This window comes from Solimonas fluminis (assembly GCF_002930645.1).
GTDB classification, from domain to species: Bacteria; Pseudomonadota; Gammaproteobacteria; order Nevskiales; family Nevskiaceae; genus Solimonas_A; species Solimonas_A fluminis.
Genome location: NZ_PSNW01000007.1, coordinates 37,896 through 61,154, shown reverse-complemented (window position 1 = coordinate 61,154; position 23,259 = coordinate 37,896). Strand labels below are relative to the sequence as shown.

Annotated in this window: 26 protein-coding genes; 20 read left to right on the top strand and 6 right to left on the bottom strand. The window is 70.4% G+C overall.

Translation table 11 applies throughout. The annotated features are described in order from the left end of the window. Nucleotides 1–155 precede the first annotated feature (155 nt). The 10 genes from C3942_RS13480 to C3942_RS13435 all read left to right on the top strand — a co-directional run bounded on the left by C3942_RS13480 (nt 156) and on the right by C3942_RS13435 (nt 9,900). A complete protein-coding gene (locus tag C3942_RS13480; protein WP_104230878.1) occupies nt 156–1,838 on the top strand; it encodes a hypothetical protein in 1,683 nt (560 codons plus the stop codon). Next, the gene (locus C3942_RS13475; RefSeq protein ID WP_104230877.1) at nt 1,835–4,657 is read left to right on the top strand and encodes a tetratricopeptide repeat protein; all 2,823 of its coding nucleotides are present in this window, start codon (nt 1,835–1,837) and stop codon (nt 4,655–4,657) included. Before C3942_RS13480 ends, C3942_RS13475 begins: the two co-directional genes overlap by 4 nt. Continuing rightward, nucleotides 4,638–5,276 carry a tetratricopeptide repeat protein gene (locus C3942_RS13470; RefSeq protein ID WP_104230876.1) on the top strand — a complete coding sequence of 213 codons (639 nt, stop codon included), beginning with the start codon at nt 4,638–4,640 and terminating at the stop codon, nt 5,274–5,276. Before C3942_RS13475 ends, C3942_RS13470 begins: the two co-directional genes overlap by 20 nt. Beyond that, nucleotides 5,273–5,545, top strand: a complete 273-nt coding sequence (locus C3942_RS13465; RefSeq protein WP_133164304.1) for a hypothetical protein — start codon at nt 5,273–5,275, stop codon at nt 5,543–5,545. The genes C3942_RS13470 and C3942_RS13465 overlap by 4 nt, the downstream gene beginning before the upstream one ends. Nucleotides 5,546–5,562: 17 nt before the next feature. Further along, on the top strand, nt 5,563–6,207 hold the full coding sequence (locus C3942_RS13460) for a MotA/TolQ/ExbB proton channel family protein (RefSeq protein WP_104230874.1): 645 nt from the start codon (nt 5,563–5,565) through the stop codon (nt 6,205–6,207). Nucleotides 6,208–6,217: 10 nt separating this feature from the next. Then, nucleotides 6,218–6,760 (top strand): ExbD/TolR family protein, encoded by a 543-nt coding sequence (locus tag C3942_RS13455; protein WP_104230873.1) that lies wholly within the window; start codon nt 6,218–6,220, stop codon nt 6,758–6,760. Then, nucleotides 6,757–7,236, top strand: a complete 480-nt coding sequence (locus tag C3942_RS13450; RefSeq protein WP_104230872.1) for an ExbD/TolR family protein — start codon at nt 6,757–6,759, stop codon at nt 7,234–7,236. Before C3942_RS13455 ends, C3942_RS13450 begins: the two co-directional genes overlap by 4 nt. Then, entirely contained in the window at nt 7,233–8,153 is a 921-nt protein-coding gene (locus tag C3942_RS13445) for a TonB family protein (RefSeq protein WP_104230871.1), read from the top strand. The genes C3942_RS13450 and C3942_RS13445 overlap by 4 nt, the downstream gene beginning before the upstream one ends. A 210-nt stretch (nt 8,154–8,363) precedes the next feature. Next, nucleotides 8,364–9,404, top strand: coding sequence for a DUF3034 family protein (locus tag C3942_RS13440; protein WP_104230870.1), 1,041 nt, complete (start codon nt 8,364–8,366; stop codon nt 9,402–9,404). Between the two features lie 25 nt (nt 9,405–9,429). After that, nucleotides 9,430–9,900, top strand: coding sequence for a group I truncated hemoglobin (locus C3942_RS13435; protein ID WP_104230869.1), 471 nt, complete (start codon nt 9,430–9,432; stop codon nt 9,898–9,900). Nucleotides 9,901–10,012: 112 nt separating this feature from the next. Here the strand turns inward: C3942_RS13435 and C3942_RS22330 are convergent, their stop codons facing one another. Further along, nucleotides 10,013–10,447: an RrF2 family transcriptional regulator gene (locus C3942_RS22330; protein ID WP_165797451.1), complete on the bottom strand. Its 435-nt coding sequence runs from the start codon at nt 10,445–10,447 to the stop codon at nt 10,013–10,015. Between the two features lie 166 nt (nt 10,448–10,613). On the opposite strand from C3942_RS22330, the gene C3942_RS13425 reads away from it, so the two are divergent. The 4 genes from C3942_RS13425 to C3942_RS13410 all read left to right on the top strand — a co-directional run bounded on the left by C3942_RS13425 (nt 10,614) and on the right by C3942_RS13410 (nt 14,405). Further along, nucleotides 10,614–11,222 carry an ANTAR domain-containing response regulator gene (locus tag C3942_RS13425; RefSeq protein ID WP_104230867.1) on the top strand — a complete coding sequence of 203 codons (609 nt, stop codon included), beginning with the start codon at nt 10,614–10,616 and terminating at the stop codon, nt 11,220–11,222. 645 nt (nt 11,223–11,867) lie between these two features. After that, the gene (locus C3942_RS13420; protein ID WP_104230866.1) at nt 11,868–12,461 is read left to right on the top strand and encodes an FMN-binding protein; all 594 of its coding nucleotides are present in this window, start codon (nt 11,868–11,870) and stop codon (nt 12,459–12,461) included. Nucleotides 12,462–12,466: 5 nt separating this feature from the next. Next, nucleotides 12,467–13,357 carry a PepSY domain-containing protein gene (locus tag C3942_RS13415; RefSeq protein WP_104230865.1) on the top strand — a complete coding sequence of 297 codons (891 nt, stop codon included), beginning with the start codon at nt 12,467–12,469 and terminating at the stop codon, nt 13,355–13,357. 31 nt (nt 13,358–13,388) lie between these two features. Next, the gene (locus C3942_RS13410) at nt 13,389–14,405 is read left to right on the top strand and encodes an FAD:protein FMN transferase (RefSeq protein ID WP_243393602.1); all 1,017 of its coding nucleotides are present in this window, start codon (nt 13,389–13,391) and stop codon (nt 14,403–14,405) included. Nucleotides 14,406–14,486: 81 nt separating this feature from the next. Here the strand turns inward: C3942_RS13410 and C3942_RS13405 are convergent, their stop codons facing one another. Together C3942_RS13405 and C3942_RS22325 are read right to left on the bottom strand one after the other, a co-directional pair. Continuing rightward, nucleotides 14,487–15,935 (bottom strand): OmpA family protein, encoded by a 1,449-nt coding sequence (locus tag C3942_RS13405; protein ID WP_104230864.1) that lies wholly within the window; start codon nt 15,933–15,935, stop codon nt 14,487–14,489. Nucleotides 15,936–15,976: 41 nt separating this feature from the next. Continuing rightward, the gene (locus tag C3942_RS22325) at nt 15,977–16,141 is read right to left on the bottom strand and encodes a hypothetical protein (protein ID WP_165797450.1); all 165 of its coding nucleotides are present in this window, start codon (nt 16,139–16,141) and stop codon (nt 15,977–15,979) included. Nucleotides 16,142–16,412: 271 nt separating this feature from the next. On the opposite strand from C3942_RS22325, the gene C3942_RS13400 reads away from it, so the two are divergent. After that, nucleotides 16,413–16,688 carry a DUF2798 domain-containing protein gene (locus C3942_RS13400; protein ID WP_104230863.1) on the top strand — a complete coding sequence of 92 codons (276 nt, stop codon included), beginning with the start codon at nt 16,413–16,415 and terminating at the stop codon, nt 16,686–16,688. Between the two features lie 53 nt (nt 16,689–16,741). On the opposite strand, the gene C3942_RS13395 is transcribed toward C3942_RS13400, so the two are convergent. Further along, nucleotides 16,742–17,170 (bottom strand): MarR family winged helix-turn-helix transcriptional regulator, encoded by a 429-nt coding sequence (locus C3942_RS13395; protein WP_104230862.1) that lies wholly within the window; start codon nt 17,168–17,170, stop codon nt 16,742–16,744. A gap of 76 nt (nt 17,171–17,246) precedes the next feature. Here C3942_RS13395 and C3942_RS13390 point away from each other — a divergent pair, with 76 nt between their 5' ends. The 5 genes from C3942_RS13390 to C3942_RS13370 all read left to right on the top strand — a co-directional run bounded on the left by C3942_RS13390 (nt 17,247) and on the right by C3942_RS13370 (nt 22,464). Beyond that, complete coding sequence (locus tag C3942_RS13390; protein ID WP_104230861.1) at nt 17,247–18,422, top strand: HPP family protein; 1,176 nt, start codon at nt 17,247–17,249, stop codon at nt 18,420–18,422. 165 nt (nt 18,423–18,587) lie between these two features. After that, nucleotides 18,588–20,009: a hypothetical protein gene (locus C3942_RS13385; protein WP_104230860.1), complete on the top strand. Its 1,422-nt coding sequence runs from the start codon at nt 18,588–18,590 to the stop codon at nt 20,007–20,009. A 122-nt stretch (nt 20,010–20,131) separates the two neighbouring features. Continuing rightward, nucleotides 20,132–20,635: a carboxymuconolactone decarboxylase family protein gene (locus C3942_RS13380; protein ID WP_104230859.1), complete on the top strand. Its 504-nt coding sequence runs from the start codon at nt 20,132–20,134 to the stop codon at nt 20,633–20,635. Nucleotides 20,636–20,741: 106 nt separating this feature from the next. Next, complete coding sequence (locus C3942_RS13375; RefSeq protein WP_104230858.1) at nt 20,742–20,984, top strand: hypothetical protein; 243 nt, start codon at nt 20,742–20,744, stop codon at nt 20,982–20,984. Nucleotides 20,985–21,048: 64 nt separating this feature from the next. Next, nucleotides 21,049–22,464: an aminotransferase-like domain-containing protein gene (locus tag C3942_RS13370; protein ID WP_104230857.1), complete on the top strand. Its 1,416-nt coding sequence runs from the start codon at nt 21,049–21,051 to the stop codon at nt 22,462–22,464. A 51-nt stretch (nt 22,465–22,515) separates the two neighbouring features. Here C3942_RS13370 and C3942_RS13365 read toward each other — a convergent pair whose 3' ends face one another. Beyond that, a complete protein-coding gene (locus C3942_RS13365; RefSeq protein ID WP_104230856.1) occupies nt 22,516–22,731 on the bottom strand; it encodes a DUF2970 domain-containing protein in 216 nt (71 codons plus the stop codon). Then, nucleotides 22,728–23,216 (bottom strand): DUF934 domain-containing protein, encoded by a 489-nt coding sequence (locus C3942_RS13360; protein ID WP_165797449.1) that lies wholly within the window; start codon nt 23,214–23,216, stop codon nt 22,728–22,730. The genes C3942_RS13365 and C3942_RS13360 overlap by 4 nt, the downstream gene beginning before the upstream one ends. Between the last annotated feature and the right edge of the window lie 43 nt (nt 23,217–23,259).

Below are 23,259 nucleotides of genomic sequence, written 5' to 3'. Positions count from 1 at the left end.
GACCTCGTAGGTTCCGCGGTCAACGACGCCCGCTTCCTGTGCCGCATCTTTCAGGGGAGCATGTCATGTTGTTGATCGCACAAGGCAAAACCGCGCCGGTGCCCGCAAGGGGCCGCGGTTGGCTGGCGATCCTCCGCGGTGCATCCATACGGTGCATGTGGCTCGCGGCGCTGGTCGCGCTGCCGGTCCGCGCCGCCGAGACACCCGCCGCGCTCGCGTCCGCGGCACTGGAACTGGACCGCCAGGCGCAGTCGCTGCCGGCAGCGTCCGACACGCAACGGCTGACGCTCTATATCGGCAACCGCATCGAAGGCTCCCTGCTGCGCGAGGTCAGCGTGACGGTGGATGGCCGCGCCGCGGCGCGCCATCGCTACAGCGACCGCGAGGCGCTGGCGCTGCGCAGCGGCGGCCTGCATGCCATCACGCTGATGCCGCTGCCCGAGGGCAGCCACCGGCTGCGCGTGGATTTCATCGCCCGCGCCGAGGATGCGCAGCCGGGTGACGCCCGCCTGCACGCGCAGATCGAACAGGACTACAGCAAGGGCGCCGCCGCCGGCCGCGTCGAGCTGACCCTGGCCAGGCAGGGCCTGCGCAGCCGGCCGGCGCTGCAATGGCAGGACTGGGCACAACCGCAGGCGGCGTTGGAGGATCCGGAGCTGCGTGCCGCCGATTTCCTGCTGCGCACCGGCCGCGCCCTGCGTGCGGCCCTGCTGCTGGAGCGCCTGCAGGCCTCCGGACAACCTCTGGCCGCCTCCTTCGAGCGCCGCCGCGCCGACAGCCTGGCGGCACTGGAGCTGGCGCCGGCGGCCATGCCCGCCGGCTCGCCCCTGCTGGAGCGCTACGGCGGCGCGGTGGCGGCCCTGCGGCAGGGCGACGCCCAGGCGGCGGCGCGGCTGGAAGCGATGGGCAGTGCCGATGCGCCCGATGCCGAATCGCGCATGCTGCGCGACTACGCCAACCTCGAGCTGGGCTACCAGCTGCTGCGCCAGGGGCAGGGCGAGCAGGCCAAGCCGGTGTTCTCGCGCATCCGCAGCCCCGGCCCCTGTTCCAACGCCGCGCTGCTCGGATTCGGCTGGGCCTTCCTGGTGCCGGCGGGCGCCGAGGGCGGCTCGATGTTCGCCGCGCAGGCGCCGCTGTGGCCCGCGGGCCCGGAGGACGCCGCCCGGCTGCGCCGCAGCACGCCGTTCCGCTACCTGCACTCGGTGGCGGTCGCCGGGGAGCGCAAGCTCGATCTCCAGCGCGCCCTGGCGCCCTGGGTGGAACTGCTGGGCCGCGACGCCACCGACCCCGCCGTGCAGGAGGGCCTGCTCGCGGTGCCCTATGCGCTCGCCCACTTGGGCGCCTACGAACAGTCTCAGCAGTACCTGCGCCGTGCCGTGGGTGACCTGGAGCGCGCCCGGCAGGAGCTGGACGCCGCGATGCGCCATGTTTCCTCCGGCGAGCTGGCTGAGCGCCTGCGCGAACGCATGACCGACGAGGGCGACGGCTGGCGGCGCGAGCTGGCGGACCTGCCCTTTGCCGAGGCCACGGCCTATCTCAAGCCGCTGATGCTGGATTCCGCCTTCCTTGCCGCGCTGTCCGCGCAGCAGCGCCTGGCGGAGATCGACCAGGCCTTGCAGGCGCAGGCGCTGCGGCTCGACGGCAGCGCCCTGTCGGCGGAGATCGCCGGCCTGCGGCAGCGCGTCGCCGCCGCCGCGCAGCGCCAGGATGGCGAACTGCGCGAACTGGCGCTGGCGCAGCTGCGCCGCCAGCAGCAGCACACGCTGGCCTACCTGGCCGAAGCCCGGCTGGCGCTGGCGCGGGTGCATGACCGGCCGCTGGAGGAGGAAGCCTCGTGATCCGCCTTGCGCTGCTGCCGATCCTGCTCGCCGCCAGCCTGTCCGCGGCCGCCGCGGACGCGGTATCCACGGTGGGCTCGGTCACCGAGAACAATGGCCTGTCGAAGAACGGCTGGCTGCTGGTGCGTACGCCCAGCATCCTGCGCGTGACGGGCTCGGAGCAGGTCACCCCCGACCTGCGCCAGGCCCTGGAACAGTACGACCGCCTCCAGGAACTTCCGGACATCGACCCGGCGATCCGCGCGGAAGCCCTGCGCCGCTCGGCCGACCTGCGCATCCGCCTGGCCGAGTCGGGCTCCACGATGGACGCGGCGGAGCTGGGCAAGGCGGTGCAGGCGTATCGCCGCCTGCTGGCCGAGCAGCCGGACTATGTCCGCGCGGACCGCGTGCTCTACCAGCTGGCGCGCGCCAGCGAGATGCTCGGCGACGAGGCGCAGGCCATCGCCAGCCTGCGCCGGCTCGGACAGGAGCATCCGCAGTCGGTCCGCCGTGCCGACGCGCAGTTCCGCGCCGCCGAACTGCTGTACCGCGACCGCCGCTATGCCGAGGCGGAGACGCAGTACCGCGAGGTGGTGGCGCTGGGCACGAAGACTCCGCTGCTGGAGCCGGCGCAGTACAAGTACGCCTGGTCGCTGCTGCAGCAGTCCAAGCACGAGCAGGCCCTGCCGGTCTTCATCGCCGTGCTGGAGCGCGAACTGCCGCCGGGTGAACTGAGCGATCCCCGGGCAGCGCTGGCCGCCGTGCGCAGCGGCCGCGCCGAACTGGCCGGCGATGCGCTGCGCGGCGCCGGCCTCTCACTGGCGGCACTGGGCGGCGGGCCGGCGCTCAACCGCCAGTTCGCGCAGGCCGGCGAGCCCCGCTTCGCGGCCCTGCTGCATGCCGCGCTGGGCCAGCAGCTGATCGAGAAGCGCCGCTACACCGACGCCGCCGGCAGCTATCTCGCCTTCATCGAGCGCCATCCGCGCCATGCACTGGCCCCGGGCTTCCAGCGCCAGGCCATCGCCGCCTACGAGCGCGGTGGCTTCACCGAGCCCCTGGTGGCCGCCAAGGAAACCTACGTGCGCGACTACGCGCCGGGCAGCGCGTACTGGGCCGGAGCGGCGCCGCCGGCCGAGGTGCAGGCGCAGGTGCGTCGCGACATCGAGGAGTTGGGCCGCCATTACCAGGCCGGCGCACAGCGCGCCGCCGCCGGCCCCCTGCGCCAGGCGCAGTTCCTCAAGGCCGCCGACTGGTACGGGCGCTGGCTGGGGCTGTATCCGCAGGATGCCCAGGCGCCGGCGATCCACCTGATGATGGCCGACGCCCTGCTCGATGGCGGCCGCGCCGGCGAGGCGGCGGCGCAGTACGCCCGCATCGCCTACGACTACCCGCCGCATGCACGCAGCGGCGAGGCGGCCTACGCGGCGGTGCAGGCCTGGCAGCAGGCCGCGGCGAATCCGGCGGGGCGCAGCGCCGCGCTGCGCGAGTCGGTGGCGGCGAGCCTGCGGCTGGCCGAGCGCTATCCGCAGCATCCCCAGCGCTTCACCGTGCTGGCGCGCGCCGCGGGCGATCTCTACGAACTGGGCGATCATGCCCAGGCGGTGGCGCAGGCGCAGCGCGTGCTCGACGGCGCGTCGCAGCTGCCCCCGGAACTGGCGCGCAGCGTGCTGGGCATCGTGGCCGATGCGCGCTACGCGCAGAAGCAGTATGCCGATGCCGAGTCCGCCTATACCGCCCTGCTGCAGCGCATCCCGGCCGGCGATGCCGCGCGCCAGGCCACGGTCGAGCAGCTGGCCGCCTCGATCTACCGCCAGGCCGAGGCGGCACGCGCCGCCGGAGACCTGCGCGCGGCGGCCGCCGCCTTCCAGCGCGTGGGGCGCGCGGCCCCCGAGGCCGGCATCCGCGCCACCGCCGACTACGATGCCGCCGCCGCGCTGATGGCGCTGCAGGACTGGCCGCAGGCGCAGGCGGCCCTGGAGTCCTTCCGCCAGCGCTATCCGCAGCAGGCCCTGCTGCCGGAGGTGGACCACAAGCTGGCGGTGGCCTACCAGAAGGGCAACCGGCCGGCCCAGGCGGCCGACGTCTATGCCCGCATCGCCGCGCGGGCCGACGAAACCGCCGCCCTGCGGCGCGACGCCGCCTGGCTGGCCGCCGAACTCTATGGCGAGGCCCGCATGCCGCCGGCCAGCCAGCGCGCCTACGAAGACTACCTGGCGCGCTATCCGCAGCCCCTGGAAGCCGCGCAGCAGGCGCGCCGCCGCCTGGCCGACCTGGCCCGAGACGACGCGCCGCGCTACCAGCGCTGGCTCGGCGAACTGGTGGACGCCGATGCGCGCGGCGGCAGCGCGCGCACGCCGCAGACGCGACTGCTGGCGGCGCAGGCCAGCCTGGAGCTGGGCCGCATCGAGGCCGCCAGGGCGCGGGAGCTGGCGCTGCGCATGCCGGTGGAGAAGACCCTGCCGGCGCGCAAGGCTGCGACCGAGCGCGCCGTCGCCGGGCTCAACCGTGCCGCGAGCTACGGCTTCGCCGACGTCACCACGGCCGCCACCTACGACATCGGCGGCGTCTGGCGCGACTTCGGCCGCGCCCTGCTGGCTTCCGAGCGGCCGCGCGAGCTGCAGGGCGAGGCACGGGAAGAGTACGAACTGCTGCTGGAGGAACAGGCCTATCCCTTCGAGGAGAAGGCGATCCAGGCCCACGAGATGAACCTGCAGCGCCTGCGCCAGGGACTGTGGAACGAATCGATCCGCCGCAGCAGCTGGGCCCTGGCCGAGCTGGCGCCGGCGCGCTACGGCAAGCTGGACCAGAGGGAGACCAACTATGAAGCGCCGCTACGCTGAGGCCTGCACCTCGGCCTTACTGGCCCTGGGACTGGCGGCCTGTGCCGGCGGTCCGGCCCCGCGTCCGCAGCCGCCGGCTCCGCCGGTGCAGAAGGCGGCACCGGTGTCGGCACCCTCGCCGGGCAAGGCCGAGCAGCGCTACCAGGAAGCGCTGGCGCTGCTGAAGAACGGCCAGCGCAAGCCGGCGCAGGAACTGCTGCTGGCGCTGACGCGCGAGCATCCCGAGCTGTCCGGTCCCTGGACCACGCTGGGTATCACCCAGGCACAGGGCAAGCAGCGCGACGCCGCCATCGCCAGCTTCACGCGGGCGGTGGCTGCCAACCCGCGCAACGCCGCCGCGCACAACTGGCTCGGCAGCCTGCACCGCGAGTCCGGCAATTTCGCCGCCGCCGAGCAGGCCTACCTCAAGGCCCTGGCGGCGCAGCCCGACTATGCCGCCGCGCACCTGAACCTGGCGATCCTCTACGACGTGTCGCTGAAGCGTCCGCAGCAGGCGCTGTCGTACTACCGCAGCTACCAGCAGTTCAAGGGCGGCGAGAACCTGATCGTCAGTGCCTGGATCAAGGAACTGGAAGCCGCGCAGCCGCCGCCGGTCAGCGTGGCCGGGGTGCAGCCATGAAACGGGTGCTGCTGTGCCTGTGCCTGTTCTGCGCCGGTGCTGCCGCGCAGCCTCCCGCCGGGGAGGCTGGCACCACGATCGTCGGCGAACAGGAATCCTCGGTCGGCCTGTTCCTGACGCCCTGGCAGGACGAACGCGCCAGCGATCTCGACCGGCCGCCCTCGCGCCTGGCACCGGCCGCGCCGGATGCCGGCAGCTTCGCCAGCAGCGCCATGGCCTACGAGGCGCAGTGGGCCTATCGGCGCGAGCAACTGCAGCGCGTGCACTGATTCACTGGAGAACCCACATGGAAAGCTTCGAACCCCTGGCCCGCTTCTTCCATAACGGCGGCATCTTCATGTACCCGATCGCGATCACGCTGGCGCTGGCGCTGGCCGTTGCGGTGGAGCGCTTCCTGTTCCTGATGCGCTGGAAGCGCGAGAACCGCAAGCTCTGGGCCGAGGTCTCGCCGCTGCTGGCCCAGGGAGACCTGGCGGGCGCCGAACTGCTTACCGCCAGTTCCGATACCGCGGTGGCGAAGATCCTGTCCGGCGGCCTGGCGCAGTCGCGCATCGACAGCCGCCGCAGCGAACTGGAGATCGCCACCGAAGAGGGCCTGATGGAGGTGCTGCCCGCCATCGAGCGGCGCACGCACTACCTCGCCACCTTCTCCAACGTCGCCACCCTGCTGGGCCTGCTCGGCACCGTGCTCGGACTCATCGGTGCATTCGCCGCGCTGGGCAATGCCGACGCTTCCCAGAAAGCCGATCTGCTGTCCGCCGGCATCTCCGAGGCGATGAACTGCACGGCCTTCGGCCTGATGGTGGCGATTCCCTCGCTGCTGCTGCACTCCTGGCTGCAGAGCCGTACCGGCGAACTGGTCGACAGCCTGGAGTCGGTCTGCTCGCGCTTCGTCAGCAGCATCTGCAATCCGGCACGGGCTACCTACTGAGGCTGCCGCCATGAGCTGGTCCCTCGCCGAAGACGAACCCTCCCGCGCCAGCCGCCGCCGCGACCGGCGGCAGCAGCGCCTGCTGCGCCAGGGCGAACAGGAAGAACTGAACCTGGTGTCGATGATCGATGTGTTCGCGGTGCTGGTGTTCTTCCTGCTGGTGAGCGCCTCGGTCGGCGCGCTGAAGCTCAAGGTCTTCGGCATGGACCTGCCGGCACCCGGCGCGGTCGCCGCCGTGGCGCCGGCTCCCCCCATCGTGCGCCTGCTGCCGGACGCGCTGCAGGTGGAGGCCGCCCCTGCACCGCCGCGGCGCCTGCCGCGCACCGGCAAGGGGCATGACCTGGCGGCACTGTCCGCCCTGCTGGTGCAGGCGAAGCAGGCGGCTCCCGGCCAGCAGCAGGTGACGCTGCTGGTGGACGCCGAGGTTTCCTACGACGAGGTGGTGCAGGTCATGGAGACGCTGCGCCGCACGCCCGCCGCCGCCGTCCGCATCGGCCTGCCGGCGGAGCTGTTCCCGCAGATCGCCATCGGCGACGCGGAGCGGCACACATGAACGCGCGCCAGCGTCAGCGGCGCCAGTCCCGCGAACTGCGGGCCCGCTCGCGCCGCGCGGTGATCAACCTGGTGTCGATGATCGACGTGTTCGCGGTGCTGGTGTTCTTCCTGCTGGTCAATGCGCTGGTGGTGCAGGTGATTCCGACGCCGCCGGCACTTCAGCTGCCGGCGGCCGCGATCTCGCCGGAGCCGCGTCCGGCCCTGGCGATCACCGTCGGCACCGAGGAAGTGCGTCTGGGCGACCGGGTGGTGCAGGGCACCGCGCAACTGCTGCGCGGCGACAGTGCAGGCCTGCGCGCGGCCCTGGCCGAGATGCCGATGGCTACGGACCGGGATCGGGGCGAGGTCAACATCCTGGCCGACAGGCGTGTGTCCTACCGCGCGCTGCGCGAGGTGATGAATGCCTGCAGCGACAACCGCTATGCGCAGGTGTCCCTGGCGGTGGCGGAGCGCGAGCCCGGAGATGGGGCATGAGCGCGGCGATGACGCTGCGGCTGGGAGACCAGTGGGGCATCACCGCCGCGGCCGATCGCCGCTTCCGGAATCTGTCGCTGCTGTGCATCGCCATGGTGCTGGCCGCCATGCTGGTGCTGCAGCTCTGGGAGTTCGCCGGGACCCAGCCAGAGCCGGAACCGGTCCGTGTCACCCTGCTGCCGCCACCACCGCCACCGCCAGCTCCGCCGCCGCGCGTGGAGCGCACCGTTGCGGAGCGGCCCATCCCCAAGCCGCTGCCGAAGCCGGTGCAGAAGCCCGCCGAACTCGCAACGAAGCCGGCGGCCCCGGCGCCGCGCGAGCTCGCGGCGAAGTCGGGCCTGATGGCCATGCGCAGCCAGCTGGCCTCGATGCGCGACAGCACGCCGGTCGCCGGGCCGCAGGCGCTGCTGCGCGAGTCGGCAGTGTCCAGCAGCGACCGCCGCAGCGGTGAAACGCTCGCCGCCACGGCCGGAACCGGTAGCCGCGGCATCGGCGACGGCGGGCGCGGCGTCACCGCGGTGCAGGGCACGGGCTCGCTCGGTGCGCGGCGCACCGCGGAAGTACAAAGCACGCTGGGTGCGGGCAAGGCCGATTCCGGCAGCAGCGGAGAAGAAGCGGGCGGCTCGCGTTCGCTGAAGGAACTGCAGCTCGCCTTCGACCGGAACAAGTCCTCGCTGTTCTCGATCTTCAGCCGCGCGGCACGCGAGAGCGCCGACCTGGGATCCGGCAAGATCGTCGTCAGTCTCACGATCGCGCCCGACGGCTCGGTGACCCGCTGCGACCTGGTCTCCAGCAGTTTCGGCAATCCCGATCTGGAGCAGAAGATCCTGCAGCGCGTGCGCATGCTCAACTTCGGGGCGAAGAACGTGCCGCCCTACACCTACTCCAACTATCCGATCAACTTCCTGCCCTCGTGATGCAATGCATCATAAGTGGCATGGCGTTTGCTTGATTTGAAGCAGTGAGCCCACAGGGCTCGCAAACAGGGAGCGGACAGAGTCGCCCGCCCCGAACGGACAGAGACGTCCACGTTGTCGGCACCGCAGCCGGCCAACGTGGACGTTTTTTTTTGGGCGGTTGGGACGCCGGAACGATTCCGGCGGTACCACAAACAAGGAGTTTCAAAGATGAATGGGTCACAAGGGAGCAAGCTTCGCCTCTGGTCCTGCGCCGCGATCTTCGGCGCGGCCGCGGCCATGCACAGCGGGTTGGCGTCTGCCGGCTACAACGACGGCAAGGTATTCCTCACGGGCGGTGTGTTCACGGTGGACGGTGCGGGCGGCGGCGGTGCCGTGCCCTGGGCGACGATCACGGGCTATGAAACCCGCGATGGCATCAACGGCGGCATCGGCTACACCTATGCCAACCTGCCGGCGCTGCAGTTGAACGTGTTCGGCGGCGCGATCGGCTTCTACGACCGCTTCGAGCTGTCCTATGCCACGCACAAGCTGTCGCTGAACCTGTCCAACCTCGACACGGTGGCACTCGTGGCCGAGGCCCTGGGCGGCCTGGATCTGGGAACCGACCCCTGGAATTCCACGCTGCAGATGGACGTCTACGGCGCCAAGCTGCGCCTGTTCGGCGACGCGGTCTACACCTCGGACAGCTGGATTCCGCAGGTGGCGATCGGCGGCCTGTACAAGGAGAACAAGACCGGTGACCTGGTCCGCACGCTGGGTGCGAACAAGGCCAAGGACTGGGAAGCCTACCTGGCCGCCACCAAGGTGTTCTTCCCGCTCAGCACGCTGGTCAACTTCACCGTGCGCTACACCTCGGCCAACCAGATCGGCCTGACCGGTTTCGGCGAGTGCAGCGCCGACGGCTGCACCAACGACAAGGAGTTCCGCTTCGAGGCGTCCGTTGCCCATCTCCTGAGCAAGAACACCGCGATCGGCTTCGAGTACCAGCAGCACGGCGACAACCTCGACGGCAAGAGCGTCAGTCTCGCCGGCCTGCCGCTGGAGGGCCTGACCGGCCTGCTGGGCAACCTGCTGCCGGGTGTCGAAGATGCCCTGACCCAGGAAAAGGAAAGCGACTGGATGGACGTCTTCTTCGCCTATGCGCCGAACAAGAACCTGTCCTTCGTCATCGCCTACCTGATGCTCGGCAACATCTCGGTGGCGCAGGACCAGAACGGCTTCTACATGTCGATGCACGCCACGTTCTGACCGGACATCACACAGGAGACACATCATGAAGCTTTCTAAGATCGGCCTCAGCCTTGTCACCGGCGCGGCGCTGCTGGCGGCCTCCGCCCAGCCCGCCTTCGCCGGCGAGCAGAAGACCAAGCCCATCCTCGGCATTCCCAAGAGCGCGCTCGACGATTTCGGCGGCGCGGCCGGCGTGCATGCCTGGGTGGAGAGCCTGTTCTACTACATCATGCTCGACAACCGCATCAGCCACATCTTCCGCGAGTTCGGCAACGTGGAGCGCCAGATCGCGCTCAACACCCAGCTCGAGCAGATGGTGCTGGGCGGCGCGGTCGAGTACCAGGGTGCCAGCATGAGCGCGGCGCATGCCGACCTCGGCATCACCATGACGCAGTTCAACGCGGTGGTGGAAGCGGCCTACAACGCCTGCGAGCGCAACAACGTTCCGTACAAGACCTGCAATCACCTGATCGCGGCGCTGGCGCCGTTCACTCGGGTCATTGTCACCCGGTAGGATGCGGAGCCTCGACCGGCGCTCCTCTCCTCGTCCGGTTCAGGCCTCGCAAACTGAAGAACCCCGTTGGGCTGGCCAACGGGGTTCTTTTTTTCCAGCGATGCGGATGGGATCAGGCCGCGCGCAGCAGGCGCTGCAGGCGCACCAAAGTGGGGCCCTGCACCACGTCGGCGAGCGTGTACTTCTTCAGTTCGTCCAGGAAGCCGCGCTCGGCGGCATCCAGCGCGGACTTGAGCAGGCAGGCGCCGTTGAGCGAGCAGGGGCCGCGCTTGCAGTCGGCCAGCCGGCCGCTGCCTTCCATGGCCTCGACCACGTCGCCGATGCGCAGCTGGTCCATCGGCGTCAGCAGGCGCAGGCCGCCGAGGCGGCCGCTGACGGTCTCGACGTATCCCAGCTTGCGCAGGCCCTGTGCGACCTTGTGGAGATGGTGCGTGGAAACGCGCAGCTGCTCCGAGATGCGCGCCGTACCGACCGGTTTTCCGTCGGTATTGCCGCCGAGATAAACCAGCAGTCGCAGGGACAAATCGGTGTAGAGGGAGAGGCGCACGCCCGGCTCCGATGCAATCAGGTAGCCGGATTCTATCCGTAAAAAGCTTGTCAAGGGGGCAGGAGGTGATTCTTCCCTACAAACATCTGATGAACGTCGCTTTCTGGCTGAAAAGTGGCATCTGCCTTGCAACATATTTGGCGGGGATCGGGAGAAGGAACTACCCATGGTTTCGGAGCACACAAAACTACGTGTGATGCTGGTCGACGACGACCAGGAAAGGCTGGCCTTGCTGGAAAAGGCCTTGGAAACGGAAGGACACCTGGTCGTGGCCCGGCTGGACACGCATGCCGACCTGACCATGGCGGTGGCGCTGCACAAGCCCGAGGTGGTGTTCATCGACGTCGGCGCCCCGGGACGGGACATCCTGCAGTCCCTGGGCGAGATGTACCGCGAGCATCCGCGGCCCATCGTGCTCTGGGCGGAGCAGAGCGACGCCCAGACCACGCGGCGTGCGCTGGACGCCGGCGTCAGCGCCTATGTCGTGGACGACCTGCAGCATCGGCGCAATTTCAGTGCATTGCTGGATCTGGCGATCGCACGCTTCGAGATGCAGCAGGCGCTGCGGCAGGAGCTGGATCGGGCCAAGACGCGCCTGGCGGACCTGCGCGACATCGAGAAGGCCAAGGGCCTGTTGATGAAGCGGCGCAACCTCGACGAGGCCGCCGCCTACAACCTGCTGCGCCGCATGGCGATGGATCGCAAGCAGCGCATCGGTGACTTCGCGCGGACGCTGCTGAGCGCGGCGGATGTGTGGAGTGAGCTCGGGGGATGATCGCTGCCCCTCGGCGATGACCCGGCGTCATCGCCTGCGGCGGATCACGGGGGCCGGCGAACGCCGGCCCCCGCCGAGACCGGGCGCGAAACCGGGCCGACGCAGGCACCCAGGGTCATTCAGGAGTCCCCATGGACGGCGCCGCCGCGGGCCTCCCTCATCCCGCCCGCGGAAAAGTGCCGGGACGGGGGAGGCGCGAGAGGCAAAGCCTTCATGCCTGCCCATGAAGGCGGGTCAGGAGGGCGCCGGATGAGCGCCTGCCGGTCTCCCGGAACCCTTCGAGGCCCGCATGCCGAGACGGGTGCTCTCCTCGTCGGCGGGCCCTGCCATGGCGCAATCCCGCACCAGCACCGCGCGGCCGCGCCCATCCGCAGCGCGCCGAGCCGCCAAACCGATCCGCGCGTGCCGATGATTCCGCCCCGAAAAAGCACACCATGTCAGTCGCTTAAACATGGCATCCAAAATACTGGCATAGCGATTGCTACTTTTATCCCGCGGGCAGCGACGAGGCCGCCCGCATTCGAGGACACCGACGTCCACGTCACCGGCCAGAACCGGGGCGTGGACGTTTTTTTTGGCCTGCCCTCGGGACGCTTCGGCGTACGAGGCAGGCCGGTTCGCCCACCCATGAACGATCCGATAACGATGACGACTTCACCTGACAAGCTTGAAACTCCTGTCCATCCGGCGCCGGCAGTGGCGGCTTCGCGGCGCTCCTTCCTGGGTGGCGCGCTGGCGCTGCTGGCATTGCCGGTGACCCGGGTGGCCGGAGCCTTCGAGCTGTTCAAGACCTTCCAGACCCCCGAGGCCTTCCTGACCGAGGCGTTTGGCGCCACGGTGCCGCCAGCCTCGACGCTGGACCTGGACGATGCCAAGCAGTCGCAACTGTCCGCCGTCTACGGCCGCCGCTACCCGCAGGCCCGCCTGCGCTACTGGCGCGCGCCCAATGGACGCACGGCCTGGATCTTCGACGACATCGGCAAGGAAGGCTATGTCCCCACCACCTCCGGTTTCGTGGTGCAGAACGGAGCGGTGGAGTTCGGACGCGTGCTGATCTACCGCGAGTCGCGCGGCGAGCAGATCGCGGAGCGCTCCTTCCTGCAGCAGCTGGTCGGGGCCCGCGCCTCCGGCAACGGCATCGACAAGAAGGTCGATAACGTCTCCGGGGCGACCTACTCGGTGAAGATGATGCAGCGCATGGCGCGTACCGCATTGGCGCTCGATGCCCTGGCGAGGTGATTCCCATGTCCGAAACCCAGACCATCGCGGCGGAGGTGCCGCCGCCCTCCCATGGCGAGCATGGCGCCCGCTGGCAGCGCTGGCGCCAGCGTGTGCGCCTCGTCGCGGCGCGGACCCAGGCTCCGGCCAGGCCCAAGCGCAACCTCAACGTGATCCTGCGCGACTGGCACAAGCGCGCCGGCCTGTTCGCCTTCATCTTCATGATCTGGCTGGGGTTCAGTGGCTTCCTGATCAACCAGAGCGCCAGCTGGGGCTATGACACCAAGCGTGTCGACTGGGACTGGGTCATGCGGCTCTACAGCCTGCATCCGGAGCCGCCGCAGGCGGGCTTCCGCGCCGGCGACTACTGGCTGGCCTCCACCAGCGACTACACGCTGATCGATGCCCGGCCGCTCGAAACCCCGATCCGTGAGCTGCGCGGCTTCGTGCAGGGCGGCAGCGCCGAAAAGCCGCTGCTGTTCGTCGCGGCGGCGGAAAGCCTGCTGTTGCTGACGCCCAAGGGCGAGCGCATCGACGAACTGACGCCGCCGATCCTGCCGGTATCGACCATCCGCCGCATCGGCAGCGTGAAGGGTCACCCGGGCAGCATCGCGGTGCAGGACCTCGACGCGTTCCAGAGCCTGGACGAGGGCAACACCTGGACCTCCGTCGCGTCCACCGCGGTGGACTGGTCCGAGGTGCAGCCGCTGCCCGAGGCGGAGCGCTCGCGCCTGATGCCCTACTCCCGCCCCAGTGTTTCGCTGGAGCACGTGCTGGTCGATGCGCACAGCGGCCGCCTGTTCGGCAACTACGGGGCCTGGGTGATCAACTTCGTCGGCATCGCCGCGATGCTGCTGGCGATCAGCGGCATCTGGATGATGTACCGCACCAGCAGCGCGCGCCGGAAGAGGCAATAGGCTTCCTCCATCCGCCGTCCGGAGGCTTGGCATGATGATGGTGCGGCCGTTGCTGGTGCGCGGCCTGCGGTTGCAGACGCCGGCGATCGTGCGGCGGCGCTTCCTGGCCATGGGCACGGAGGTGCTGGTGACCGTGGCCTGTCGCGGGCGGCGCCACGATGCCGAGGCGGCGGTGCTGGCGGTGCGCCGCCTGATCGAGGACTTCGGCCGCGATTGGTGGGCCTGGGGTCCCGGTGCCCTGGGCGGCATCAACCGCCGCCTCGCGGACGGTGAGGCAGTGGCGATCCCCGAGGCGATGCGGCCGCTGTTCCGCCGTGCCTGGGACATCCACCTGCAGACCGGCGGCGCCTACGAGCCCCGCATCGGTGCACTGGTGCGGCTCTGGGGCTTCGACGACGTGGCGCGCATCCGCAGTGCGCCGCCGCCGCCCGGCGAGATCGCCGCGGCGCATGCCGCGCTGCGGGCCGCGCCGGGCTACGAGGAGAGCGACCGCTATGGACCCGCGCCCGGCATCAGCTGGGACTTCGGCGGTATCGCCAAGGGCTGGATCGTCGATGCGGCGCTGGACCTGCTGGCGCAGCACGGCTTTCCCGACGCCACGGTCGATGCCGGCGGCAATCTCGCGGTGCGCGGCCAGCGTCATGAGCGCGCCTGGCGCATCGGCATCCGCGACCCGCGCGGTCCCGCGGAGCAACCCGGCCTGCTGGCGACCCTGGATGCCCGGGGCGAGGCGGTCAACACGCATGGCGACGACCAGCGTTGGTTCGAATACCAGGGGCGCCGCTACTCCCACCTGCTGGACCCGCGCAGCGGCTGGCCGGCGCAGGGGCTGCGTGCCCTGACGGTCGTGCATCCCGACGGCAGCTGGGCCGAAGCCGCCGGCGCGGCGCTGTTCGTTTCGGGACCGCAGGGCTGGCAGCCGCTGGCGCGGCGCCTGGGCCTGGCGCAGGTGCTGGTGGTGCACGACGATGGCCGCGTGCAGGCCAGCGCCGCGCTGGCGGCCCGGCTCGAACCGGAACCCGGCGTGGAGATCGAGCCGCTGGACTAAAGGGGCGGGCCGCGGGCAAAAAAATCCCGCGGCGGAAGGGGAGGCATCCGCCGCGGGAAAGCACACCCCATTCGGTTCAGTTCACTTGACGATGACCTTGCCGGACATCGAGGCACCGTGGATCGAGCACTGGTAGGGATGCTCGCCCGGCGTGGTGAATACGCGGCTCCAGCTGGCGCCCTTGCGCAGGCGGCCGCTCTGCTGGTCGCTGAAGGCGACGTTGTGGTTGGAGCCGTCGTCGTTGAGCCAGGTCACCGTGCTGCCGGCCGTGACCGTGATCTCCTTGGGCTCGAACACCATCATGCCGATCGTGACCTGGGCATTGCCCCCCGCGGCGGCGGGGGCCGGCGGCGGTTCGGGGGCCAGCACGGTTTCCGGCACCGGCTCTTCCGCATGCGCGTGCGGTGCGGCAGCCGGCGCGGGTGCCGGTTCGGCGATCTGCACCTCGGTGCCGCCCTCCGGCGTCGGGGCGTAGGTCACCACGGCGGCGCCGTTGATCTCCACCACCTTGAGTTCGACGCGGCGATTGATCTCGCGACCCTCGTCGGTTTCGTTGGTGGTGATCGGCTTGCTCTCGCCGAAGCCCACGGTGGCCATGCGCGTCAGGTCCACGCCGCGGCTGCCGAGGTAGTCCTTCACCGACTGGGCACGGCGTTCCGAGAGCTTCTGGTTGTAGGCGTCCGAGCCCTTGGCGTCGGTATGGCCGTCGATCTCGACCTTGATGTCGGTGCGCGCCAGCAGGGCGTCCGCCACCATGTCGAGCAGCGTCTTGGCATTGACCGTGAGCTTGGACTTGTCGAACTCGAAGTTGACCCCCCGCAGCACGATCACGTCCCCGGCCTTGCAGCCTTCCAGCGTCATCGGCTGGCCGGGACCCGGCAGCTCGCAGGGCGGGGCGGGCGGCGGCACCGGCTCGGCCGCGGTCTCCACCGGCGGGACCACCTGCACCGGCTCGACGACCTCTTTCGGTGCGGCACGGCTGCCCAGGGGAATGTGCAGGCCCAGGTTGAACTGGGTTTCCTCGTAGTCGCCCTCGTCGCTGTGGAACAGCGCTTCGGCACGCAGGCCCCAGCCGCCGTCGCTGCCCCCCAGGTGCAGGCCCAGGCCGGCGTTCATCAGCGTGCTGTCGCCGCCCATGACGTCGCCATGGAGGTAGAGGTTGCGGGTCAGGAACAGGTTGGCGGCGGCGCCGACGGCGTAGATCTCCACGTCGTCCGGCTCCGGACAGTTCACCAGGCCGCAGAGTATTTCGCCCAGCGGCCCGCGCTCGACATCGTCTGCCTTGTACTTCAGGTAGTTGCCGCGCAGTTCCAGTTCGAAGCGCGGCGTGATGCGCTTGCCGATGCCCAGGGTCGCGCCGTAGCCGTCGTCGGTGTGGCGCGCATCGTCGGCCAGCACGTAGGACGCCATCGGCAGCAGGTAGTAGCGGTCGTCGTAGTCGTCGTCGTCCGCCTGCGCGGCGCCGCAGAACATCGCGGCGGCCAGCAGGGGGATCAGGCGGGGCTTCAAGCGGAGGTGGAGGTGGTGCATGGCATCCCTTTTGTTTGTGTACGGAACTGAAGGCAGGGCCTTCAGCGGACCGGCGTGCGCGGCCTGTCGCCCCGCAGCCGGCCGGCGGCCGAGCGAAGTCCCTGGGCAAAGCGCGGAAGCTGCAGCAGCAGCGTGAGGCCGAGGCCCAGCAGGGCGATGACCTCGATGGCGGATCCGATGAAGGGGAAGAGAACAGGCTCTGACATGGCGACTCCCTGGCGAACAGCTCGGAACAGTCGCGGACGTCATCGGCCGCACAACACGGGGGCAGCAGTGCCCGGACTTAAATGAGCAAACCGTATGCCAAGATTTTGACGCGAGCCTGCACCGCGGCGGTGCGCGGGGCGGGGGAGGCTTGCGGGGCCGGACGGTCGCCGCTAGTCTGCGCGCCGCCGCCGGAGGCCCCGGCCGTCGTAAGCGTTCACGTCCGCCCTGCGGCAGCCATGGCGCCCGGCTGACCGGATCACGGAGACTGCAATGAACGCTTCACCCCAAGATCACACCATCGCCTTCGGCGTTCCCAAGCTGCCGGCGCGCTACGCCAGCCTGGTCATGCCCCTGCTGCTGTCCGTGATCATGACCTGCATCGTGTCGCTGATCAGCACGCTGCGCGGCATCGGCCTGGCGCCGCATTTCCTGCAGCTGTGGATGAGCGCCTGGGCGCTGTCCTGGATCGTCGCCTTCCCGGTGCTGCTGATGGTGCTGCCGCTGGTGCGCCGCGCCACCGCGCGCCTGGTACGCACGGAACCCTGAATGCCCAGCGCGGACAAGGAACGGGCCTTCGGGCCCGTTCTGCGTTGCGGCGTTCAGAGCCTGTCGTTGAAGGCCGAGATGTGCGCCACCCGGAAGACTCCGGACAGCGACTGCAGCTGGGCGCGGTGCAGCGCCGCCAGCCGCTTCAGGCAGGCCTCGCCCTTGGTCGTGAGCCGCACCTGCACCTGGCGCCGGTCGACCTCGCTGCGCTCGCGCTGCACCAGCCCCGCGGTCTCGCAGCGCGTCACCAGCGCCACGGTACCGTGCTGCTGGATCTGCAGCCGCTCCGCCAGTTCTCCCACCAGTGCCCAGTCGCGCTCCGGATTGCCCTTGATGTGCAGCAGCAGCTGGTACTGCAGGCCGGTGAGGCCCTCGGCCTGCGCCGCCTCCTCGCTGAAGCGCAGGAAGCGGCGCAGCTGGTAGCGGAACTCGGACAGGGCCTGGTAGTCCTGCGGCGTCGGGGCGGTGGGGGAGGAGGGCATGGGCGGAACTCGGACGGTGGCGCCGATATATCACAACATGATGTAATGGGCGGCTCTTCATTGTCCCTGAATCCCCATGGAAAATCTGTTGCCGGGCTGGCTGCGGAGCCTGTTGCCCTCCGCCGCCACGGTCAGCCAGGCGGAGCGCCTGCGCTCCGGCGCCGGTGCCTTGCTGGGTGTGCTGATCGCCGGCCTGGGCAGCGCGGCCGTCCTCGGCGCCACTCCGGGCGTCGCCTGGCTGATCGCGCCGATGGGTGCGTCCGCGGTGCTGCTGTTCGCGCTGCCGGCCAGCCCGCTGGCGCAGCCCTGGGCCCTGCTCGGCGGCAACCTGATCGCCGGGCTGATCGGCGTGAGCTGCGCGCGCTACGTCCCGGACCCTGTGCTGGCGGCGGCCGCGGCGATCTTCCTGGCGATCGGCGCCATGTTCGCGCTGCACTGCCTGCATCCGCCCAGCGGGGCGGTGGCGCTGACCGCGGTCCTGGGCGGCAGCCAGGTGCAGGAACTGGGCTACGGCTTCGTACTGGCGCCGGTGATGCTGAACAGCCTGCTGCTGGTGGCGGCGGCGGTGACCTACAACCGCGCCGTCGGGCGCCGCTACCCCCACGCCCAGCAGCCTCCGGTGCCGCATCCGCACCACACCGCCGACGAGCTGCCGACCGCGCGCCTGGGCTTCACCGGTGCCGACCTGCAGGCGGTGCTGAAGGCCCATGACCAGGTGCTCGACATCAGTGCCGACGATCTGGAAGACCTGTTCCTGCGCACCGAGCGCCATGCCCACCGCCGCCGCTTCGGCGAGACGCGCTGTGCCGACATCATGGCGCGCGACATCGTCACCGTGGAGTTCGGCAGCAAGCTGGCCGAAGCCTGGTCGCTGATGCGCGAGCACGCCGTGCAGGCCTTGCCGGTGATCGATCGCGGGCGGCATGTGATCGGCATCGTCACGCGCTCCGATTTCCTGCGTCATGTCGATCCGCTGGAACTGCGCGGGCTGGGATCGCGGCTGCGGGCCTTCCTGACCTATACCGCGCACACCCATACCGACAAGCAGGAAGTGGTGGGGCAGATCATGACGGCGCGCGTGCAGAGCGTGCGCGAAGACACGCCCATCGTCGAGCTGGTGCCGCTGATGTCCGACGCCGGCCTGCACCACGTCCCGGTGGTGAACGCCGAGCGCAAGCTGGTGGGCATGATCACGCAGACCGACTTCGTGGCGGCGCTGTACGAGACGGGCCTGGCGGAACTGCAGGGCTGAGGCCTGGAGGAACCCCCTGAATGGGGCGTGCTCCCGGGCAAGCGTGCGCTGGCGCACAGCCGGTGGATATCGCGGGGATGATACTGGCCGCGTGATCGTGCGCCGCTTCCAGGGACGGGATGGGTCGCGACACATCCATCAACGGGTTCCCCGGGGAGAGCGAACGTGAGCAAGATCCTGCGTGGCCTGCTGCTGCTGGGCCTGGCCTCGGTCGCGGCCTGCAGCGACAAGGACGACGGCGGTCCGGACACCACTCCGCCGCCGGCCCCGACCAAGACCGTGAGCGGCGTCGCCGCGGTCGGCGCGGCGATCTCCGGCGGCCGCATCAGCGTGCGCTGCGCCGACGGCGGTGCCTATGGCGTGGATGCCGCGGCCAACGGCAGCTGGAATGTCGCCGCCGTGCCCGAGGCCTCGCTGCCCTGCGCGATACGGATCACCGGCGGCAGCGCCGGCGGCCTGCCCAACACCAGCACCTTCTACTCACTGGCCACGACACGCGAAGGCGTGATCATCGTCAACATCACGCCGCTGACCGACCTGGCGCTGGCGCGTGCCGTCGGTGGCAATCTCGATACCTGGTTCGACGGCAGCGGCGCCAGCCGGCTGACCGACGCCGCGGCGGCCCTGCCCGGGGCCATCGCGGCCCTACGTGCCGATCTGGCGGGAGCCGGATATGCCGTACCGGCTCCCGCCGCCAGCTTCGATCCGTTCCTGTCGCCCCTGGAGCCCGGCACACCGACCGATCCCTACGACGCCCTGCTGGACCGCCTCGGCGAGGCGCTGCGCGACGAGGGACGCAGCTACGCGCAGCTGCGCGCCGACTTCACCGGGCCTGTCGAAGGCAATGTCCTGCCGCCTCCGACGGAAGACCCGGAGCCCGAGCCGGCCGGCCCGCTGGCGCAGCAGATCGGCGCGGTCTTCGCCGGCGACTACGTGCTGTCCTGCCCCAGCGAGGGCGGGCCTGTCACGAAGACGGTGGCGATCGCCGCCGACGGCAGCAGCAGGCTGGACGGCGCGGTCGCGGTGGGCGCCGGGCAAGGCGGCACGATCGAACTCAGCGGCAGCAACTTCGTCGCACCGGCCATCGTCATCCGGCGTGCCGACGGCTTGTCCATCCGCCTGCAGTTCAATGCCGACGGCGACCTGGCCAGCGGGCAAGCCTCGACATCCGGGCAGGGTCCCGGCTGCACCGCCGTCAGCGGCGAAGCCAGCCTGGGCAGCCTCAGCGTGTCGGCGCTGATCGGCAGCCTGGCACGTACGCAGACGCTGAACTGCGGCGCCGCGGCGACGGGAACGCCGGTCCTGAACGGCGCCACCGGTTACACCCTGGCGGCCAACGGGGCGATGACGCTCGGCAGCCTGGCGATCTCGGAAGCGCAGTACCAGGACGGCGGCTACACCATCAAGGACGGCGCGAGCTTCCCGGGGGCCGCGCCGGGCAACGAGATCGAGCTCTTCAGCGCCAACTCCGGCCCGGGCGGCAGCGTCCTCTACATGACGCTCTTCACCGATGCGGACGGCGACACCGCCAAGGTCAGCTACCGCAACTTCGGGTCCGACCGCGGCGAGTGCCTGCCGCCGGCCTGAAGCGAGGGTGGGGAGCGGGCTTCGGTCCGTTCCCTGTCTTGCCGCAGCGCAAACGGATGAGGCGGCGTGCCGGGGCGCAGTGCTGCAATGTCCCCGGGATCCCTTCAGCGAGGAGCCGGCCCATGAGCAGCACCGCCAGCAGGCGCGAGGAACTCAGCCTCCGTATCCAGGCCTTCAGCGCCGAACTCCGGCAGGGCACGCAGCTGCGGCCGCGCCTGGTCGAGCTCCTGCGCCTGCGCATCGCCTTCCACAACCAGTGCCGGCCCTGCATGTCGATCCGCTACGGTGCCGCGCTGGACGACGGGCTCAGCGGGGCCGCAGTCTGTTCGCTGGAGAGGCCCGAGGAGGCTCCGGACCTGAGCGCCGCCGAAAAGGCCGTGCTCGCCTTCGCCGACCGCTTCGCCACCGATCACCTCTCCATCGACGCCACGCTGATCGACCGCCTGCGGGAACATCTGGGCGAGGCGGAGCTGGCCGAGCTCGGTGCGCTGGCCGCCTGCTTCGTGGGCTTCGGGCGCATGGGCGCGGTGTTCGACGGCGGCGAGGACTGGCCGGTGGGGCCGCGCAAGGCGGACGGCTCGCGGCTGGCTCCCTGGGAGGTCGCCGCCCCGCTGGTGCTGCGCTGAAGCTGTGCGGCGCGTCTCAGTGCACTGCAGAAGCGTGAGGCAGCGCACGGCACCCGGACGATGCCGGCGGAATACTTGCCGCCCACTGGGGTATTGCGGGGCGTCCATGAACAACAACAGCAGCATTCTTTGCCTGGCCCTGGCGCTGGGTTTCGGCGTCACGGCGGCGCAGGCGCAGAACGAGCCCGCACCCGGCGTCGTGGGCGAGGTGGGCCAGGTGGTGACGGAGAAGGCCGAGCGCCAGCAGAACCGCGTGGAGAACGCCGTGGACTACCGGATCGACCAGACCACGGACCGTGCCGTCGACAAGGTCCTGAACAAGGCGCTGGACAAGGTCTTCGGCCGCTGACGCCGGGGTCCATCCGCTAGACTGGGGGCTTGGCGGCTGACAGCGGGGCCCGACCCCGGAGCGGATGACTCTCTACAAGGCCTACGCCGAAGACCTGGCGGAGATGATCGAGCGCGGCGCCCTCAAGGCCGGGCAGCGCATGCCCTCCGTGCGCGAGGCTTCGCGCCACCGCGGCCTGAGCGTCGTCACCGTGCTGAAGGCCTATCACTGGCTCGAGGCCCGCGGCCTGATCGTGGCTCGCGAGCGTTCCGGCTACTACGTCGGCAGCCGGCCGCAGGCGTATCCGCCGCAGCCTGCGGCGTCGCGTTCCGCCACGGTGTCCACCGCGGTGAAGAAGGGCGACCTCATCTTCGAGGTGCTCGACGCCGTGCAGAAGCGCGTCGTCGTGCCCCTGGGGTCCGCCTTTCCCAGTCCGCTGCTGTTTCCCCTGCAGAGCCTGTACCGCTCGCTCAACCGCAGCGTGCGGCACCTGGACCCCTGGCGCACCGTGACCGACCTGGCCCCCGGCAACTGGGAGCTGCGCCGGCAGATCTCGCTGCGCTACCACATCGACGGCATGGAGATCGCCCCGGACGAACTGGTGATCACCGATGGCGCCATGGAGGGCCTGAACCTCTGCCTGCAGGCGGTGACGCGCCCGGGCGATGCCGTGGTGATCGAATCGCCGACCTTCTACGTCGCCCTGCAGGCGCTGGAGCGGCTGGGGCTGCGGGCCATCGAGGTGGCGACGCACCCGGGCGAGGGCATCGACCTGGCGGAACTCGAAGCCGTGCTGCGCCAGCAGCGCCCGGCGGCCTGCTGGCTGATGCCCAATTTCCAGAATCCCACCGGTGCCCTGATGCCGGATGCGCGCAAGGAGCAGCTGGTGTCGCTGCTGGAGCGCTACCGCGTGCCGATGATCGAGGACGACGTCTACGGCGAACTGTACTACGCCTCCACCCGGCCCAAGCCGGCCAAGGCCTTCGACCGCAGCGGCAACGTGCTGCATTGCTCCTCGTTCTCCAAGTGCCTGGCCCCCGGCTACCGCATCGGCTGGACCGCTCCGGGGCGCCATGCCGCCGCGGTGCGCCGGCTCAAGCTCGGCACCACGCTGTCCGCCGCCATTCCCTCGCAGCTGGCCCTGGCCAACTACCTGGAAGGGGCCGGCTACGACCGCCACCTGCGCCGCCTGCGCGATGCGCTGTTCGTGGAGCGCGATGCCATGATCAACGCCATCCGCGAATTCTTTCCACGGGGCACGCGCGTGACGCGCCCGGAGGGCGGTTACTTCCTCTGGGTGGAACTGCCGCGCGGCACCGACAGCCTGGAACTGCACCGCCGGGCGCTCCGGCAGGGCATCAGCATCGCCCCCGGAGCGATCTTCTCCGCGCGCGACCGCTACGCGCACTGCCTGCGCCTGAACTACGGCCACCCGCAGGACCGGCGCGTGCTGCGCGCGCTGAGGACCCTGGGCCAGCTCGCGCTGGACTGCGGGCCCTAGGGCCTGCCAGCGCTACCGCGATCGCAGCGATGGCGGCCGCGTCGACAGGCCCTAGGCCGCCAGCCGCAGCGCCAGCCGCACCGCGCCGTAGAAGATCAGCGCGACGATGCCGGTCATCACGAAGCCCAGCAGGATGAAATGCCAGGGGTTGCCGCGGGTGAAGTCACGCTCGCGGTTTCGCGAGCTCTGCACGCCGAAGAACGAGGCGGCGACGCTGGCGAAGGTCTGCATCAGCGTCGGTGCGGTGGCGGGGTCTTGCTTGCTCATGGGGTACTCCTTTGCGGGGAATGGGGGCGGCCTCGCGCTGCCAGGGCCTTGAGGGCTGCTTCCGGAACCTGCCCGGCGGCCAGGGCAAAGCTGTCGAAACCGCAGCGCCGCATCTGGCGCAACTGGCCGCACAGCACATCGCCCACCGCGCGCAATTCGCCGCCCCAGCCGTGCTGGCGGCGCAGCCGGTGGGCCACCGACAGGCCGCGCGCGTCGCGGAAGCTCGGGAAGCGCACGGCGACCAGCGCGGCCTCGTCGAGGCAGCCGGCTGCGGCTTCGACATCGTCGTCGGGCTCCATCCAGAGGCCGCAGGCGCGGCCGCGCGGCCGCAGTGCCCAGCTCGCCAGATGCAGGATCGGGTGCCGCGAGCCGGCGGAGGCTCCCGGCGCCAGCAGCTCCCAGTCGTCCGCCGCCAGGCAGGGCTGGCCGTCGACCAGCCGGATCAGGCGCCCGTCGGCGCGTGGGCGGTGAAGCTGGCGAGGCATGGGGTTCTCCGGCATGGCGCCAGAGTGACCTCCAGCACGCGGA

Excerpts from the sequence above, each read along its gene's own strand:
- C3942_RS13480 (WP_104230878.1), top strand. The coding sequence starts at position 156 with ATGTGGCTCGCGGCGCTGGTCGCGCTGCCGGTCCGCGCCGCCGAGACA.
- C3942_RS13470 (WP_104230876.1), top strand. The coding sequence starts at position 4,638 with ATGAAGCGCCGCTACGCTGAGGCCTGCACCTCGGCCTTACTGGCCCTG.
- C3942_RS13465 (WP_133164304.1), top strand. The coding sequence starts at position 5,273 with ATGAAACGGGTGCTGCTGTGCCTGTGCCTGTTCTGCGCCGGTGCTGCC.
- C3942_RS13460 (WP_104230874.1), top strand. The coding sequence starts at position 5,563 with ATGGAAAGCTTCGAACCCCTGGCCCGCTTCTTCCATAACGGCGGCATC.
- C3942_RS13455 (WP_104230873.1), top strand. The coding sequence starts at position 6,218 with ATGAGCTGGTCCCTCGCCGAAGACGAACCCTCCCGCGCCAGCCGCCGC.
- C3942_RS13450 (WP_104230872.1), top strand. The coding sequence starts at position 6,757 with ATGAACGCGCGCCAGCGTCAGCGGCGCCAGTCCCGCGAACTGCGGGCC.
- C3942_RS13445 (WP_104230871.1), top strand. The coding sequence starts at position 7,233 with ATGAGCGCGGCGATGACGCTGCGGCTGGGAGACCAGTGGGGCATCACC.
- C3942_RS13440 (WP_104230870.1), top strand. The coding sequence starts at position 8,364 with ATGAATGGGTCACAAGGGAGCAAGCTTCGCCTCTGGTCCTGCGCCGCG.
- C3942_RS13435 (WP_104230869.1), top strand. The coding sequence starts at position 9,430 with ATGAAGCTTTCTAAGATCGGCCTCAGCCTTGTCACCGGCGCGGCGCTG.
- C3942_RS13425 (WP_104230867.1), top strand. The coding sequence starts at position 10,614 with ATGGTTTCGGAGCACACAAAACTACGTGTGATGCTGGTCGACGACGAC.
- C3942_RS13420 (WP_104230866.1), top strand. The coding sequence starts at position 11,868 with ATGACGACTTCACCTGACAAGCTTGAAACTCCTGTCCATCCGGCGCCG.
- C3942_RS13415 (WP_104230865.1), top strand. The coding sequence starts at position 12,467 with ATGTCCGAAACCCAGACCATCGCGGCGGAGGTGCCGCCGCCCTCCCAT.
- C3942_RS13410 (WP_243393602.1), top strand. The coding sequence starts at position 13,389 with ATGATGATGGTGCGGCCGTTGCTGGTGCGCGGCCTGCGGTTGCAGACG.
- C3942_RS13405 (WP_104230864.1), bottom strand. The coding sequence starts at position 15,935 with ATGCACCACCTCCACCTCCGCTTGAAGCCCCGCCTGATCCCCCTGCTG.
- C3942_RS22325 (WP_165797450.1), bottom strand. The coding sequence starts at position 16,141 with ATGTCAGAGCCTGTTCTCTTCCCCTTCATCGGATCCGCCATCGAGGTC.
- C3942_RS13400 (WP_104230863.1), top strand. The coding sequence starts at position 16,413 with ATGAACGCTTCACCCCAAGATCACACCATCGCCTTCGGCGTTCCCAAG.
- C3942_RS13395 (WP_104230862.1), bottom strand. The coding sequence starts at position 17,170 with ATGCCCTCCTCCCCCACCGCCCCGACGCCGCAGGACTACCAGGCCCTG.
- C3942_RS13390 (WP_104230861.1), top strand. The coding sequence starts at position 17,247 with ATGGAAAATCTGTTGCCGGGCTGGCTGCGGAGCCTGTTGCCCTCCGCC.
- C3942_RS13380 (WP_104230859.1), top strand. The coding sequence starts at position 20,132 with ATGAGCAGCACCGCCAGCAGGCGCGAGGAACTCAGCCTCCGTATCCAG.
- C3942_RS13375 (WP_104230858.1), top strand. The coding sequence starts at position 20,742 with ATGAACAACAACAGCAGCATTCTTTGCCTGGCCCTGGCGCTGGGTTTC.
- C3942_RS13370 (WP_104230857.1), top strand. The coding sequence starts at position 21,049 with ATGACTCTCTACAAGGCCTACGCCGAAGACCTGGCGGAGATGATCGAG.
- C3942_RS13365 (WP_104230856.1), bottom strand. The coding sequence starts at position 22,731 with ATGAGCAAGCAAGACCCCGCCACCGCACCGACGCTGATGCAGACCTTC.
- C3942_RS13360 (WP_165797449.1), bottom strand. The coding sequence starts at position 23,216 with ATGCCTCGCCAGCTTCACCGCCCACGCGCCGACGGGCGCCTGATCCGG.